We start from the raw sequence: 16,464 nt of genomic DNA on the forward strand, positions 1-16,464 counted from the left end.
GGGAAGAGAATGAGTACGGTATTAATGAATGGAGTATTTGTTCCTAGAGAAGATGCGAAAGTAGATATTGAAGATAGAGGTTATCAATTTGGTGATGGAATCTACGAAGTAATTCGTGTTTATAATGGCAAGATGTTTATGGGAAATGAGCATTTACAACGATTGGAAGCAAGTAGTGAAAAAATAAATATTCGTATACCTTATTCAGTGCAAGAATTAACTGTGTTGCTAGAAGAACTAATTCGTAGAAATCTTTTAGGAAATGGGATTGTTTATATGCAATTTACAAGAGGAACAAGCCCAAGGAATCATGCCTATCCATTGGAAGAGATTACTCCAACATTTGTTGCATATACGAAAGCGATAGAACGTCCAGTTGCTCATTTAACAAATGGGGTATCAGCTATTACGGTGGAAGATATTAGATGGGCTCGTTGTGATATTAAAAGTCTGAATTTGCTTGGAAATATAATGGCAAAACAAAAAGCAGCAGAGGCTAACTGTTATGAAAGTATTCAGTACCGTGATTTAACTGTAACAGAAGGAAGTTCTTCAAATATATGGATTATAAAAGATCAAGAAATTCGAACACATGAAGCAAATCAATATATACTAAATGGAATTACAAGACAGAAAATTATTGAGTTATGTAATAAGCAGGAGTTGGAGGTAAAGGAAGAAGCTTTTTCTATTGAAGATTTAATTGATGCTGATGAAGTATTTCTTTCTAGCACGACTGCTGAAGTTACTCCAATAGTATCTATTAATAATGTTCCTGTTGCAACTGGTGTTGTTGGAGAGTATACCAAAAAATTGCAAGGTTATTTTAAGGAAGCAATTATGGAAAGCTGTGGGGAAATAGAGTGAATAACTAGGAAAAGGGATTTGATTTTATTATAAGAGGTTGTTCAAAAAGTCCGGTAAAAATGACACATCGAATTTCTTCGTTGGTTTGCTTCTCCGCTTCTCACGTATTAACACCATACGCTGTGATGCTCGGGAGCAAACCGCCTCGAACTTCTCGGTCCTTTTTATCCTCCTTTTTGAACATGCATTATAAGAGGAACTAAATTACATTCTTTATAATTCGGTTATTCTCAGAGGCAACAAGGGGAGCGTATGTAGCAGGCTGTAATAAGCTGCTGAAGTACGCTCTTTTTCTTTAAGATAAGGAGAGGCATGAATGGATCAGTTTCTGACAGATCGGTGTCTACTGCTTCTGGAGTCATGAGAACAAGCATTTCAAAGCATCCCGCATTTTTCTTATACAAGTATATTCTTTTCTTTTGCTTCTTCTAACCATTGTGGAAATTCATTTAATAATTGATCATATAGTTCATGATCATGAATTTTTTCTATATTTTCAATAGGAAAAAAATTTGCGTTATCTACATAGCGTCCTTCCATTGTATCCAGTTTTTCTAATACTTCAAAATTGCTTTGTCCTATGCCGACGAATTGCCAAAAAATAGCTTTGTCAGAAGAAGAAACAACTGGTTTTTTAATGGTTCGTTTACATCCCCCATCATTAATAAATACAATAAAAGCAGGGTCTTTGCTTGGATCTTCTATTGTGTATTTTGCAATAACATCTTCCATTACGGGAGGTTCATCATTGCGTCCAAATTTATGTATAAGTGGATTATTTAATATGTAAGTATTTACATAGTTGGGGAAATCTAATTCAGTAACAGGTTTTAAACGGGAAAATTCATTATCATAGACCCATACATCAAGGGAACCATCATCGTCAAATTGACTTGCTACTGCTAAGATTCGTTCTACAACTTTTTGAACGGTTCCATTCTTATAAAGGGAGCGCATGGAACCAGAAATGTCCAATATTAGACCAACTCTTGCTTTAACATGCTGCAACTTCTTTTTTTCCAAAACAATAGTGGCTGATTTTTTTAATAATTGAATACTCATGTATTTAACACTCCTTATTTAATTTACAAATGTGTGGTCTAACTCCACCGTCTTTAGACGGTATAAGCTTTTAGCCTTGCCTTTCGATGTCCATACTAAAAAGGTGAGGTGAAAGTATGGACGGATATCGAAAAAATGGTCATGCAGTGTATGATATTAAATTTCATGTGATATGGGTGACAAAATATAGATATAAGGTATTACATGGTCCGATTGCAGTAAGAACACGAGAATTAATCAGGCAAGGATATGAAGCAAGAGGAATCACCATCTTGCAAGGAAGTGTTGGAAAAGATCACATCCACTTATTGTTATCTTGTCCACCGAGCATGGCCCCAAGTAAAATCATGCAGTACCTCAAAGGGAGATCATCAAGGCTTCTTCAAGACCAGTTCCCTGAGTTGAAAAAGAAATATTGGGGTCAACACTTATGGGCAAGGGGCTATTTTTGTGCCACTGTAGGAACAGTGGATGAAGAAACGATAAGAAATTATATTGCTAATCAATTTAATGAAGGGAAGGACGATATATTCAGGATTGAAGAATGAGTTTAGTCATGGTGAGTACGCTTTAGCTTAAGGTCTTTCAGAAGACTTCAGTCTTAGTTTACGACTTTAGTCGTCGACATTTATGTCCAAATCCACCTACTTTAGTAGGTGGTCGTTTAAACATTCAATCATCATGAAGAATTTCTTTTTTACTAGGTTGATAATAATAGTTTACTATTTTTTTTTGTAAATAAAAAGGGTATAATTCTGAAAATTCAAATAGTAAATGAATAGATGTGTATGATAAATGGTTTTACTGTGTTCGTTCTATCTTTTTGTCCACTCTGAAAATAGGCGGTCTTAATTAAGTCCGCAGTCATCATACACTTCGCTTTCCTGCAGGCTACGCTTGATCCGTCTTGTTGCTACTTACGGAGGCTTCCCACAGGAGCCTTCGCGTATTCCGGCTGCTCCTTGCTTATAGACTTAAGAAAGCTACTTTTAAGTGTCATGGTGTTAAATTTAATTGTATAGTTGTCTCTGAGTTAGATTGTTTTTAACAAAATACATCACTCGACAAATATCTTTCGCCTGTATCACATACTATAAAAATGACAATATCTTCACTTGATAATGTTTTAGCAACTTCTGCTGCGGCAAAGCAAGCTGCCCCTGAAGAAGGACCTGCTAAAATCCCTTCCTCTCTTGCCAGTCTTTTTGTATATTCATACGCCTCTTCATCTTTAATTAAATGAATCTTATCATATACGTTTTGATTTAAGATTTCTGGAATAAACCCTGGGCTCGTACCAACTAGTTTATGCTTTCCTGGTTTTCCACCGGATAATACAGGCGATCCAGCAGGCTCCACCACATGCACGGCAAGTTCTGGATAAGCGGCCTTTAACACTTCTCCAGTTCCTGTTATTGTCCCACCCGTCCCTGCTGTTGCAACAAAGGCTGCCAACGGTTTCTTTAATTGCTTCATTGCGTCAATAATTTCTACGGCAGTTGTATGCCGATGTGCATCTGGATTGTGGATATTATTAAACTGCATAGGAACAAAACTGTTTGGAATCGATTCAGCTAGCTGTAAAGCTTTTTTGATAGAACCTGGCATTTTTTCTTCACCAGGAGTTAGAACAACCTCAGCACCATATGCTTTTAAAATATTTATTCTTTCCTTTGTCATCGTATCAGGCATAACAAGAATAGCCCGATAGCCTTTAACGGCAGCATTCATAGCGAGGCCAATACCGGTATTGCCGCTTGTTGGTTCAATAATTGTTGCACCAGGACTTAATTTGCCAGTTTTTTCAGCTTCAGCAATCATATAATAGGCAGCACGATCTTTGACGCTTCTGCTTGGATTAAAATATTCGAGCTTCGCATAAATAGTTGCCCCTTCATTCTTTCCAATGGAGTTTAGCTTTACTAACGGTGTATTGCCGATAAGCTGTGAAATATTTTCAAAAATTTTCATCAGAAGCTCCTTTTCTTTTACAAGATTATTTTTAATATAAAGGATATTTCGGAAAATTGAATGATAACTAAAAAATATCCAAAAATGGACGAATAGCAGAAAAACAACTAAAATTAAAATCAAATTACTCATATAAATGGACTAAATACACGCCAGATACTTTTTTTCCAAAACGACAATTCTATAGAAAACAGCTTAAAAAAATAAAGCAGTCTAAAAGGATTAAAATAGTGGATAAAGGATATATAATAGCATTATAGCGAAAAAAGTGCTTACCTTAATAGTCATATAACTATTTTTATCATACAAATGGAATTATCATGCAATCATATATGTTAAAAATATCTTTTTATAATCTCATAATTTTTGCATTACCACACATGAAAAGAGGCAGCTCTCTTGAATTTATTGGTGTTGAAGCAGGGAGCAGGAGGAATACACGAAGACTGCCGTGGGAATGCGAGAAAGACGAGACCCCGCAGTGAAACGAGGAGGCTCGACGCTCGCCAACAGGAAAGCGAAGTGTATGCAGGCTGTGGGACTCATCGGGAGAGCCAAAAACCTAAAAAAAGAAAAGGTGTTTATATGTCGATACAACCTCACTATTTTATCGCAGTGAATTTACCAGCAGAATTGAAAGGAATAATAAAAGAAGAAAAAGAAAGACTACAATCTTCTTTTTCCTTTCAAAAATGGGTTCATCCATTAGATTATCACTTGACCCTTGCTTTCTTAGGATCTTCTTCCCTAGAACAACTGCATACTTTAATCCATCTGTTAACCAAACAAATACAGTCAGAACAACCATTTAAGCTTCAAATAGATAAATTAGGCATTTTTGGAAATGTTGCAAAACCAAAAATATTTTGGCTAGGTTTAAAGAAAGCAAACCATTTACATACGCTTAGAAATCATGTATTTGAGGAATGTAAAAAGGCAGGATATCAGTTAGAAACAAGAAGCTTTCATCCTCATATTACTTTAGCAAGAAAATGGGAAGGAAGCGATTTTCGGGAGTATATGAAAGAGTCAGAGACCCTATTTTTAGAGAGAAAAATAGAATTTGAAGTGAAAACTATTCAATTATTCCAAACACATCTAGAGAAAGAACCGAAATACGAGGCAATTTATACCTTCCACTTTTAAAAAAGGAAGGTGGCTAAAAAGGGGGATACGGTTTGGCACAGTTAGTCAAATTAAAAGATTATATCTCACGTTATGAACAGAATATTATTCTCTATCCATCAAGATTTGTCCGCTTAAAAAAGCAAAAATGGGAAGGAATAAAAAAAGCATTTGAGATGGGACAACATTCACCTTCCTTTTTGGAAGAGGAAGGTCTACATGAAGAAGAATGGCTGGAAGAAAAATCTTCTTTTTTTACAAAATTAAAGGGAATAATGCAAAAAAATAAAAAAGACGATGAGTTAGAAGCGCATTTAGAAATAAAAAAAGAATCAATAGAGATAGTAGAAGAAGATGAACTTGCATTTGATTATAAACCAAATTATTATTTAACTCCAAAAAATATAGAAGAATTAAAAGTTCAATTTTTGAATCAACTTTTACAATTTCAAATGAAATGGGCAAGCTCTACCTTAACTGAAAAATCCGTTGTGAAAAAAGCATTCTACTATGATGAAGTATTAAAATATTATTTGCAGCGATTTCCAGATACATATTTGGTGCTTTATCAACCAGTTTTTTTGCTGCAAAATGCTCCTATTGAATTAGATACCATTATTATTACACCGACGGAAGTATGGTGCATAACATTATTGGAGGCGGAAGAATCCTCTGTCTTTGTCGGCTCAAATGAAAAATTTTGGACGAAAAAAAGAAAAGATAAAGAAAAAAAAATCCTGAGTCCAGTCATATCAATTAATCGAACAGAAAAAGTGATTAAAAAAATAATGAAGATGCATGAAATTGATTTCCCTATAAAAAAGGCAATTTTGACTAGAAATGGCTACATTGATTACCCAATGGCACCTTATGATTTAAAAATTATCGAAAAACGCAATTACGAGGATTGGTTCCAAACAATGCGCAATAATCGCTCGCCATTAAAAGCGATTCAGTTAAAAACAGCCGAAAGCCTGTTGCGGCATTGCTTAACCACTTGCATGAGACGATATGAATGGGATACAAAGGAAGAGTAAGGTAGAGATGGAGCTGCTCCTGTTGAAACAGAAGGATTATCATACAAGTTGTTTGTTAAATTTGAAGGAGTTGAAGGCTGTTGTTATCGATAAAGCGTGAATTTTTTGCTTATTTAGATGAATTAACGATTATTACAATCTTGCTTCCCGATACCTATCACCATGGTGAATCAAATTATTTTTTTCTTGTGAATGATAAGAAAAAAATATCATTATCTATCGAATCGAAAGAAAGTATAAAAGACTTTATTAAATATATATGTAAAGTCCCTGTTCCTGTTGAAATAGGGAAAGGATATATAGTAGAAGATGAATATAATGGAAAAACAGACTTGCAAATAGGAGCGGTTATACGAACAAAAGAATTTGATAAGCTGTTTTATTATTCTGGTTCATTAGGTGTAAATTATACTGTGGATAAAGCCGATTTCTCTTTATGGGCCCCAACTGCACAGCAAGTTAAATTAATAATCCAAGATCCTGAAAAAACAGTTGATAAAAGAAAAGAAATAGAAATGATACGAAAAGAAAAAGGGGTATGGGTAACTTCCATTTCAGAAAATCTGGAAGGTTATTATTACAGTTATCTTGTTCTAATAAATTTAGAATGGAGAGAAGCGGTTGATCCATACGCAGTTGCAGTTAGTGCTAATGGCTTGAGAGGTGCAATTGTTGATATAAAAAAAACAAAATGTATAAAGCCCAACCTGCCTCCATTGGCACATGCAGTGGATAGTATTATTTATGAAACACATATAAGAGATTTTACCATTCATGCAAATAGCGGGGTGGAGAAAAAGGGAACATATGTGGGAGCGGCTGAACTTCATACATCGACAGACACTGGAGAAAAAACAGGACTTTCCTATGTAAAAGAACTGGGTGTGACACATCTTGAACTTCTTCCTGTACATGATTTTGAAGAGGTAGATGAATTAGAAGAAGTAAAAAAATATAATTGGGGATATAATCCATCCCATTATAATGTACCAGACGGCAGCTATTCTTTAGATCCACATAATCCTTATACGAGAATTAGTGAATTAAAAACTTTGATTCAGGCAGTTCAACGGCAAGGGATAAGAGTCATTATAGATGTAGTATATAACCATGTTTACAAAAAGGAAGAATCTTCTTTTGAGAAAATAGTTCCTGGATACTTTTTTCGTTATGATTCCTTTGGTATTCCTTCAAACGGAACAGGAGTAGGAAATGATATTGCTTCAGAACGATTGATGGTAAGACGGTTTATTGTGGATTCTGTGCGTTTTTGGTTACAAGAATATCAGGTTGACGGCCTGCGGTTTGATCTAATGGGTATTTTAGATATTGAAACAATGAAACAAGTTCGAAAGCTTTGTGCCGAGTATGATCCTAATTTCTTAATAATTGGGGAAGGATGGAACCTGCAAACCGCCTTGCCAGAAAAGCAAAAGGCAATTATCCTTAACCAAAAAGAGCTGCCTCACATTGGCCAATTTAATGATCAATTTCGAGATAAGATAAAAGGGAGCACGTTTCAATTAGATCATAAAGGATATGCATTAGGTGGAAACGAACAAAATATACCTGAATTATTAGCAGGAAGCATAGGGTTGCTGCATGCTGATGATGGTCTATTTAATGAACCGGATCAATCGGTTAATTATGTAGAGTCACATGACAATCATACACTATGGGATAAAATTACTGTTTGCTTTCCTGAAATGAGGGAAGAAATCAAGCAAAAAAAACATCGGTTAGCGACCACACTTGTACTTCTTAGCCAGGGAATTCCCTTTTTACATAGTGGGCAAGAATTTTTTCGAACAAAACAAGGAGTGGAAAATAGTTATCAATCACCAGATGAGATAAATCAGTTAGATTGGGATCGTATGGTGAATTACAATAAAAATGTAGAATATATAAAAAAAATTATTGCACTTAGAAAAACGAATAGCGCATTTCGTATGCAAACAGCAGTACAGATACGGAAGCATATAAAAATGCAGTATCTCTCGGAAGGGATCATTGAATACAGATTAGAAAATATAGAGAAGTTTGGCTTATGGAAAACACTGATTATTTATATTAATGCAACTGATAAACAAATCCATTGTCCTTTGCCATCTGGAACGTGGAAGAAACTAATAGAAGATGACATGGTTTACCAAGATAATGGTTTGGAAATGGATGAACAAATAACAATATTTCCTATCAGTGTTACATTAATTGGAAAATTATAAACTTCTTCTTACTTTTTATAAGATTTAGTGGATATAAATAAAAGAAATTTTTGAAAAATAATATTAAATGTCAGATTCACTTGACTATAAAATGAAATAAGAGATAATATTTAAAGTGATAGCTATTGTTGTCAGTTACTGATTGGAATAGCTATTTTTACTTTTATAAATGAATGAATCAAATTTTTTCTATAATTATTATTTTTACTATTTGATTTACTTAAAAATCTGTTTATTATTTAATTGGAAATTATTTTTATAAAAGATAGTTTAGAATGTAGAAAATTTCTAGACTTTCATGGTTTTTAATATTAGATACGCCATTTTTGTTTGTTCTTCCTACAACATAGGGTACAAAAGATTCAAACAGGGATTCCTTAACCTATCAATTAGGGAGCATAATATATAGTAGGTGAACAATTTTGGAACATTTATTAGGACAAGATTGGGAAATAACCCCTGCAGGCGGAGAAACAGGTGAAGCTTTTTTTGCTCAAAACAAAGGGCAAAAATTATTTTTAAAGCGAAACTCATCTCCTTTCTTAGCCGTATTGTCTGCAGAAGGAATTGTCCCAAAACTTGTTTGGACAAAGAGATTTGAAAATGGAGATGTATTTACAGCTCAACAGTGGCTTATTGGCAGAGAGTATGGTCATTCTGATATGACAGATGATCGGGTAGCGATGCTGTTAAAAAAAATTCACACATCTAAACCTTTATTAGAAATGTTAAAAAGACTTGGCAAAACGTCTCTACTTCCAAGTATGATTTTTGCAGTAATTAAAGCAGAGTTAGATGAAGAACTTTTAAAATACGCTATCATTAGCGAATCAATCCGTTATTTAGAAGAGAATATACCTTCTACTAATAACGATGAACATGTTGTTTGTCACTGTGATGTAAATCATAACAACTGGTTGCTGTCTGAAGACAACCAGTTGTATTTAATTGATTGGGATGGTGCCATGATTGCAGATCCTGCCATTGATCTAGGCATGCTGCTGTATTGGTATATTCCAAAGGAAAATTGGAAAGATTGGTTAACTAAATATGGATATGAACTTAATGAGCAATTACTGCTAAGAATGAAATGGTATGTTGTTGCCCAAACACTAAATTCCATCCAATGGTACAAAAAGAAAGCACGCTATACAGAAATGGAAAAATGGATTCAGTTTTTAAAGGATATGGATTGATTAAGACAATCCATTAATATTATCAACCCATTGTGATAGCTGCTCTTGATGGGAGCCAATATGATTATTAATATTGGCAGATTGAATTCCTTTTTGACTGTACTGATGAATTTCTTCCAGAATTGGAAGGATGTTTTGGTCGATATTTCCATTTACTTTTAAAGAAGTAATGAGTCTTTCTAGTTGTTCACATTCAGAAACAGATCCACAACAATCAGATTGGTGATTATTTAATATATCCGTTAATAAATTTAGTTGATCTTCATGATTGATTGGCATGCTTTAACACCCTTTCTGCAGGTCATATAAGACGGGTTGCAATTTCAAATACCAGTTAAGGAATTCACTTATAGGTTGTGAATTCTTTTTTTCTTTATACTTCTTTTATTGTTTGTAATTTTATCCTTTCCTCAAAAATCGGAAATTATTGTGAATTTATTATTATTTGTATTTTGAGTTGATGATTATAAAGGAATAATCGTATGAAAAAAGAGACTTGCATGAAAAGTTGAAGCATGTTATTGTTTGAACGATAAGTGAAGAAGGAGTGTCAAAATGCGATTAAGACATAAGCCATGGGCGAAAGACAAGTTAAGTTCATATCCTCAGTATGTTGTCCAATCTCCTGAAGAAAATAAAGGGAAATGGCATCATATTTTTGAACAAGACGGGCCCATTCATATAGAGATTGGAACAGGAAAAGGCCGTTTTATCAGTGAAATGGCTAAAGCAAATCCATCGATTAATTATATTGGGATTGAATTACAGGAAAGTGTCATTGTATCGGCATTGGATCAGCTAATTGAAGCGAATGTTCCGAATGTTAAACTAATGAATAGCAATGCAGCTGATTTAACAACATTTTTTGCTGCTGGAGAAGTAAATCGAGTTTATTTGAATTTCTCTGATCCGTGGCCAAAAACGAGACATGAAAAAAGAAGGTTAACGTATAAAACATTTCTAAACACATATGAAGAAATATTAATGGAAAATGGAGAAATTCATTTTAAAACAGATAATCAAGGTTTATTTGAGTACTCATTAAGAAGTTTTTCTGAATATGGCTTGTTGTTGAAATATATTAGCTTGGATCTTCATCAAAGTGATTATGAAGGCAATATTATGACAGAATACGAAGAGAAATTTTCCAATAAAGGTAACAGAATTTATCGTTGTGAAGTTCAATTTCGCTAAATAAAGAGAATGGAAAATGTTCACTAGACGGGCGGGTATCTACTTAAAGATACCTGCTTTTTTTACAAAGGAGAGGAGCATACATGGAATAAAAATGGGGAATTTGAAAAAAATAATGGTGACAAATAGCAGCTATAATTGATTGGGAATATTTAGAGAAAGTATGTGAAGGCATAAATAGGAAAATCAGGAGGAGATATCAAATGAGATATCTCTTTTAGCGCTGCATGTGATAATTTTAAAAAATGCTAAATGTTTATTAGATTAGAATCAAGAATTTTTCCCGTTTTACTGTCGGCAATAAATTCAACCAGTTCCTTTTTTTCTTGTTTTTCGGTTGTAATGCCTCCTTTATATATATAGTAGATGGCATTTTCATACTCAAATTTTTCTTTTTGCATATTAATCCAAGACCCAGTAATGGATCCTTGCTTTTTGAATTGTTTTTTTACAATATTTAATACATGATCACTAGAAAGTGCATGATTTTTTGCAGCAGTGTCTGTTGCCATAAAAGCAGTCACCGCTCCCACGCCAATTCCTGCTAAAAATAACTTCCAATTCATCGAATTCCCTCCATTTCCCTTCTGTCATTATAGCCAAACTAATGGAACAAGTAAAAATAATCCGACTAGTTTTTATATGTTTTTCTTGAGAACATGTAATTAGCTTAGTTTTATATCAGGAAAAGCAGATGAATTATAATTGAAAAAGGAAATGGTGGCATGCTTTTTAATATTTCGGTAAAATAAAGTATAACTTAATTAGGGACACTAAAAAATAGTACCTTTTTAGTAAACCAAAGGTTTAACTGACTACATAATAAAAATTGTTAGGAAAGAAGGAAGAGAAAAATGAATGAAGAGACGTTAAATTTATTTCGAACATTAACAGAATTGCCTGGTGCCGCTGGGAATGAGCATGCTGTTCGTAAATTTATGCGCGAACAATTAAGTCAATATAGTGATGAAATTATTCAAGATAAACTTGGTAGTATTTTTGGAGTTAAAAAAGGGAAATCAGAGGATCCAACGGTAATGGTTGCAGGTCATATGGATGAAGTTGGATTTATGATAACTTCTATAACAGATAATGGCATGCTTCGATTTCAGCCATTAGGCGGATGGTGGAATCAAGTTTTATTAGCACAACGAGTACAAATAATGACTGAAAAAGGCCCGATTATTGGTGTGATTGCATCCATACCTCCTCATCTTTTGGATGAAGAGCAGCGAAATAAACCAATGGAAATTAAAAATATGTTAATTGATATTGGTGCAGACGATAAAGAGGATGCTTTATCAATTGGAATTAAACCTGGGCAAGCCATTTTGCCAATCTGTCCTTTTACTCCGTTGGCGAATAAAAAGAAAATTATGGCAAAAGCATGGGATAACCGTTATGGATGTGGACTTGCGATTGAACTACTGAAAGAACTTCAAGGGATAGAAGTACCGAATAATTTATACTCAGGAGCAACTGTTCAAGAAGAGGTAGGACTTCGTGGTGCTCAAACTGCGGCAAATATGATTAAACCAGATATATTTTATGCTTTAGATGCTAGCCCTGCAAATGATACATCAGGAGATAAAAATCAGTTTGGCCAGCTTGGAAAAGGTGCACTCTTACGCATATATGACCGCACGATGGTAACTCATAAAGGAATAAGGGAATTTGTTTTAGATACAGCAGAAACCAATAATATCGCCTATCAGTATTTTGTTTCTCCAGGTGGCACTGACGCAGGAAGAGTCCACATTTCCAATGAAGGGGTACCAAGTACTGTAATTGGAATTTGCTCTAGATATGTGCATACAAGTGCTTCTATTATTCATATTGATGATTATGCAGCTGCAAAAGAATTAGTAGTGAACCTTGTGAAATCAACAGATAAGACAACGGTTAATTCTATTTTATCGATGTGAAAATTTTCTATCAGCGAGTAGACAGATAATAAAGAGATGATGAGGTAAGGAAATGAAAATATGTATTGGAACAAAAAATCCTGCAAAAATAGCTGCTGTTAAGGAAGGATTTCAATTCAATAAGGAAGCTGAGTTTCTTCCACTCGATATATCTTCCTGTGTAAGTGACCAGCCTTTTTCTGATGAAGAAACGATTCGTGGAGCGGTGAATCGGGCAAAAGGAGCAGTAATGGAAGGGCATGGAGATATTGGAATTGGTCTAGAAGGCGGAGTGCAGCCTGCAAAAGAAGGCATTTACTTATGCAATTGGGGAGCTCTTGCTACAAAGGAAGGGCATATTTTTACAGGTGGAGGAGCAAGATTGCTATTGCCAAAGGAATTGGAAAGTGATTTATTGGCAGGTGGAGAGTTAGGGGATATAATTGATCGATATGCTAAAAAGCTTAATGTTCGGCATAATGAAGGTGCTATTGGCATTTTGACGAATGGCAAAGTATCTAGGAGTGCGATGTTTTTACATGTTCTTCATGTATTGATTGGGCAGTATGAATATAATGAACAAAGGATATGAATAAAAGATGTGCGGGTAAGTGGAAGGGGAATGATCTCTTATGCTTACTCGCTTTATTTGTATTTGTCGCTGGACTACCCTGAAAAGAGGTACTCTCGAATAGTCCGCAGCCAGCATACACTTCGCTTTCCTGCGGGCTCATCTACGAGCCTCCTCGCTACGCTGTGGGGTCTCGTCTTTCTCGCATTCCCGCGGGAGTCTTCGTGTATTCTGACTGCTCCCTGATTCAAACTTAGTTCATAAAACAAAATAGAAAGCTGCTTTTTTTCATGTGTCATGATGCGAATTTGTTTATGTGGTTGTCTACTTTATTTGTTACTTTTCTGATATGGTCTTGTTCTTGTTAGAAATCGCTTGTTTTATATTTGATAAGAGGCGCGGCTTCTTTTTTGGGATTGGTGCAACTTTTGTTTTTTCAGAGATGGTGGAATTTGTTTTTAACTGAAATTGGTTTACTTCGTTATGCAGCTCATTGGCAATTTGGTGAAGATCTGTTGCTGCAATGGTTACTTTAGAGATTGCGTCTAATTGTGTGTCGCTAGAAGCAGAAACTTCTTCTGTAGCTGCAGCAGCAGTTTGGGAAACTTCATGTACTTCATTCATGCTTTCTGTTAATGAAATATTGGAATTTTCCACTTTTGAAACAGCGCTATTTATAGTGACGATTTTGTGATTGATATTGGCGATTAATTCTGCAATGTTTTCAAATGCCTGTTTTGTAGAAAACACAGAATTACTTTGTTGATCTTTATACTGATTAATTGTTACAGCATCTTGTTTCAGTTCTTCCATTTGAACTTGCATTTCCTGCACTAGTAAATGAATCTGTTGTGCTTCCTGTTTTGATCTTTCAGCTAATTTTCTTACCTCGGCTGCTACAACAGAAAAGCCTTTTCCATTTTCACCTGCTCTTGCAGCTTCAATTGCAGCATTTAATGCGAGTAAATTTGTATTTTCGGCAATGTTTTGAATGGTATCAACAATACTTGAAATATTTTGAGATTGTTTTGTAGAGATTGTTACTTTTTCTGTTAAATTATTTGCTAATAACAAAAATTGATCAGACACAGTTTGAAGGTCTTTAATGGTTTTTAATCCATTTATACTCTCTTTTTCTGTTAGATTGGCATGTGCAGCTATTTCTTTGCTCCATGCTCCGGTTTGTGATATAGCAAGATTTACCTCTTGTAGAATATTCAACGATTTGTCTAATTGATGTGCTTGTTCGGTTGCGCCTACGGCTACTTGTTGAATCGCAGAATTTACTTCATTTGCTTGCGCAGTTGTTTCTTCTGAGATAGCTGCTAAATGTTGAGAAGATTCCTGCAGTTTATCTCCAGTATTTAATATAAAAAGAAAGCTTTTTTGAACTTTTTCTGCCATAAGATTAAATGTTTTGGCGAGATTGCCCATTTCGTCGGCTGTAACAATTGGAACACGATAAGAAAAATTTCCTGCACCAATTTTTTTTGCTCCTGATTCTAACAAACTGATTGATTTTGTGATATTTTTTAATAGTAAAAAGCCAATGATAGATAAGGTGAAGATAAGAACAACGCTCACAGTTATGATTATTGATAGGTATATAGTATTTTGTTTTTTTACTTGAGCAAGCAGTGTCTCTTTTTCGGTTGACGCCGTTTTATCCAGTGTCATAATTACGGTTTCAATTGCTCCGGATTGAGCATCAAAAGAAGTTAAGTAAGATTCTGTTTGAATATAGGAAGTATGAATAACGCTTATATAATTTTGATATTTTTTTAAACCATTACTAATGGAAGTTTTCATATTTTCATTTAATTGATCATTTGTAGTAACATTATTTGTTAATTTGTTGCTGCTTTTTAAAAAGTCGTTATAAAACACTTCCATTCTCGTGGTGATATATAGATCTTTTAATTTATTTATCTGTTCTAATTCATTCTGTATATTTTGATTTTTAGAAAAATTAGAGATGGAGGAAAGTTCTTTGACGGAGTTTTCTATATCTCCTCTAAGTCCTTCGTAAGAATCATAGCCGATTGCTTCATACATATCTGATAACTCGATAAAACTTTTTTGGTAAGCATTTGTTAGGTCAGCTATTTCCTTAAATTGATTATTCATTTTTGTGGATACAATCTCACTTTTGTCATTATCCCTTGTTAATTCCAATATTCGGGAAACATTTGTATTGACTAATTCAACATTTGTATAATCGGGATGAAGTAAATAATCCTTTTCATATAATCTTGTCTGTAAAATGAGCGTTTTAATTTCATCGCTTTTATCTACTAGGGATTGTAGTACTGACTCCTTTTGTCTATTATTTGATTGAAGCTTATTAAGGATAAAAGTGAATGATAACAATAAGAGAAGACCAACAATTGTCATACTTAAAATAAAATATAATTTTCTTTTTATCGTGTGCATCCTGTCCTCCCTCTAAAATGTTTTTTAAATAAAAAGAATAGTTAATTAATTATAAATAGAAAAAATCATTAGTACAATAGTCTTGTTGGAAAAAATTGAAATATTGTGTCAAATTAACTAACATTAATTGTTAGATAGTTTTAAAAAATAGAATAAAACGGGAAGAATATACTAGATAGTACAAGGGTGATTTGGTAGGTAAATGAGCAAGGCAGGATTAAGCATTTTATTAGGATAACGGAAATAAATTTGTTACTATCAAACTACACGCACTAATAATTAGATGCACAGGGAGGAAATGAAATTGAAGGAGTTGCAATCGCAAGAAGAGTTAAAGGAATTACAAAACAGCAAACAAAAACATATTTTTCTATTTTCAGCTAACTGGTGTGGAGACTGTCGTTTTATTGAACCAATTATACCGGAGATTGAACAAAAGTATAGCGATTATGAGTTTATCTATATTGATCGAGATAAATTTATTGATACATGTATAGAGCTAGATGTTTTTGGAATTCCAAGTTTTATTGCTTATGAAAATGGTAAAGAGTTAGGCCGCTTCGTAAGCAAGGATAGAAAAACACAAGAAGAGATAGAAAAATTTATTGATTCATTATCGTAAAACGCTTCTCTTTGTCATTCTATAAAATAGAGGATGTCTGAGGTTTATAAGACTTGAGGTTGATTGGCTATCTGTGCTTTATACGGATAAAAGAGCAGTACGTAATCGTATTGCTTTTTTTTATTGACTAGTATTGATAAACTTATGCCGCTTGCGCTTTTAAAATGTCTAGCTCCAGCGCCTAGCCCCTGTGAGTATTGCCTCTTGCCTCTAAAAGTAAAGAACACTTTTTGAGTCAAGAGAACATTTTTCTTCGG

At 34.1% G+C, this 16,464-nt stretch carries 15 protein-coding genes; 10 read left to right on the plus strand and 5 right to left on the minus strand.

What is annotated here, in order from left to right; translation table 11 throughout:
* Positions 1-9 precede the first annotated feature (9 nt).
* Entirely contained in the window at positions 10-867 is an 858-nt protein-coding gene (dat, locus tag AC5LWL_RS07325) for a D-amino-acid transaminase (RefSeq protein WP_493433695.1), read from the plus strand.
* Between the two features lie 396 nt (positions 868-1,263).
* On the opposite strand, the gene AC5LWL_RS07330 is transcribed toward dat, so the two are convergent.
* Positions 1,264-1,929: a vWA domain-containing protein gene (locus AC5LWL_RS07330; protein WP_493433696.1), complete on the minus strand. Its 666-nt coding sequence runs from the start codon at positions 1,927-1,929 to the stop codon at positions 1,264-1,266.
* Between the two features lie 116 nt (positions 1,930-2,045).
* Here AC5LWL_RS07330 and tnpA point away from each other — a divergent pair, with 116 nt between their 5' ends.
* Positions 2,046-2,477, plus strand: coding sequence for an IS200/IS605 family transposase (gene tnpA, locus AC5LWL_RS07335; protein WP_493433697.1), 432 nt, complete (start codon positions 2,046-2,048; stop codon positions 2,475-2,477).
* A 496-nt stretch (positions 2,478-2,973) separates the two neighbouring features.
* On the opposite strand, the gene cysK is transcribed toward tnpA, so the two are convergent.
* Positions 2,974-3,900: a cysteine synthase A gene (gene cysK / locus AC5LWL_RS07340; protein ID WP_493433698.1), complete on the minus strand. Its 927-nt coding sequence runs from the start codon at positions 3,898-3,900 to the stop codon at positions 2,974-2,976.
* A 585-nt stretch (positions 3,901-4,485) separates the two neighbouring features.
* Here cysK and thpR point away from each other — a divergent pair.
* From thpR to AC5LWL_RS07360, 4 genes are all read left to right on the plus strand, one after another.
* Positions 4,486-5,046: an RNA 2',3'-cyclic phosphodiesterase gene (gene thpR / locus AC5LWL_RS07345; protein WP_493433699.1), complete on the plus strand. Its 561-nt coding sequence runs from the start codon at positions 4,486-4,488 to the stop codon at positions 5,044-5,046.
* A 32-nt stretch (positions 5,047-5,078) separates the two neighbouring features.
* The gene (locus tag AC5LWL_RS07350) at positions 5,079-6,062 is read left to right on the plus strand and encodes a nuclease-related domain-containing protein (protein WP_493433700.1); all 984 of its coding nucleotides are present in this window, start codon (positions 5,079-5,081) and stop codon (positions 6,060-6,062) included.
* A gap of 80 nt (positions 6,063-6,142) precedes the next feature.
* Positions 6,143-8,287, plus strand: a complete 2,145-nt coding sequence (pulA, locus tag AC5LWL_RS07355) for a type I pullulanase (RefSeq protein ID WP_493433701.1) — start codon at positions 6,143-6,145, stop codon at positions 8,285-8,287.
* A 422-nt stretch (positions 8,288-8,709) separates the two neighbouring features.
* Entirely contained in the window at positions 8,710-9,483 is a 774-nt protein-coding gene (locus AC5LWL_RS07360) for a phosphotransferase (RefSeq protein ID WP_493433702.1), read from the plus strand.
* Here the strand turns inward: AC5LWL_RS07360 and AC5LWL_RS07365 are convergent, their stop codons facing one another.
* Positions 9,484-9,762, minus strand: a complete 279-nt coding sequence (locus AC5LWL_RS07365) for a YtzH-like family protein (RefSeq protein ID WP_493433703.1) — start codon at positions 9,760-9,762, stop codon at positions 9,484-9,486. It lies immediately after the preceding gene.
* Between the two features lie 276 nt (positions 9,763-10,038).
* On the opposite strand from AC5LWL_RS07365, the gene trmB reads away from it, so the two are divergent.
* Entirely contained in the window at positions 10,039-10,677 is a 639-nt protein-coding gene (trmB, locus tag AC5LWL_RS07370; protein ID WP_493433704.1) for a tRNA (guanosine(46)-N7)-methyltransferase TrmB, read from the plus strand.
* A gap of 248 nt (positions 10,678-10,925) precedes the next feature.
* Here the strand turns inward: trmB and AC5LWL_RS07375 are convergent, their stop codons facing one another.
* Entirely contained in the window at positions 10,926-11,243 is a 318-nt protein-coding gene (locus AC5LWL_RS07375) for a hypothetical protein (protein ID WP_493433705.1), read from the minus strand.
* A gap of 288 nt (positions 11,244-11,531) precedes the next feature.
* Between AC5LWL_RS07375 and AC5LWL_RS07380 the strand changes: the two genes are divergently transcribed.
* Positions 11,532-12,602: a M42 family metallopeptidase gene (locus tag AC5LWL_RS07380; protein WP_493433706.1), complete on the plus strand. Its 1,071-nt coding sequence runs from the start codon at positions 11,532-11,534 to the stop codon at positions 12,600-12,602.
* Between the two features lie 52 nt (positions 12,603-12,654).
* A complete protein-coding gene (locus AC5LWL_RS07385) occupies positions 12,655-13,173 on the plus strand; it encodes a DUF84 family protein (RefSeq protein ID WP_493433707.1) in 519 nt (172 codons plus the stop codon).
* A gap of 315 nt (positions 13,174-13,488) precedes the next feature.
* On the opposite strand, the gene AC5LWL_RS07390 is transcribed toward AC5LWL_RS07385, so the two are convergent.
* The gene (locus AC5LWL_RS07390; protein ID WP_493433708.1) at positions 13,489-15,585 is read right to left on the minus strand and encodes a methyl-accepting chemotaxis protein; all 2,097 of its coding nucleotides are present in this window, start codon (positions 15,583-15,585) and stop codon (positions 13,489-13,491) included.
* 304 nt (positions 15,586-15,889) lie between these two features.
* Here AC5LWL_RS07390 and AC5LWL_RS07395 point away from each other — a divergent pair, with 304 nt between their 5' ends.
* Positions 15,890-16,207, plus strand: a complete 318-nt coding sequence (locus AC5LWL_RS07395; RefSeq protein WP_493433709.1) for a thioredoxin family protein — start codon at positions 15,890-15,892, stop codon at positions 16,205-16,207.
* The last annotated feature ends 257 nt before the right edge of the window (positions 16,208-16,464 follow it).

The organism is Niallia sp. WK069_GA_01 (genome assembly GCF_983173855.1).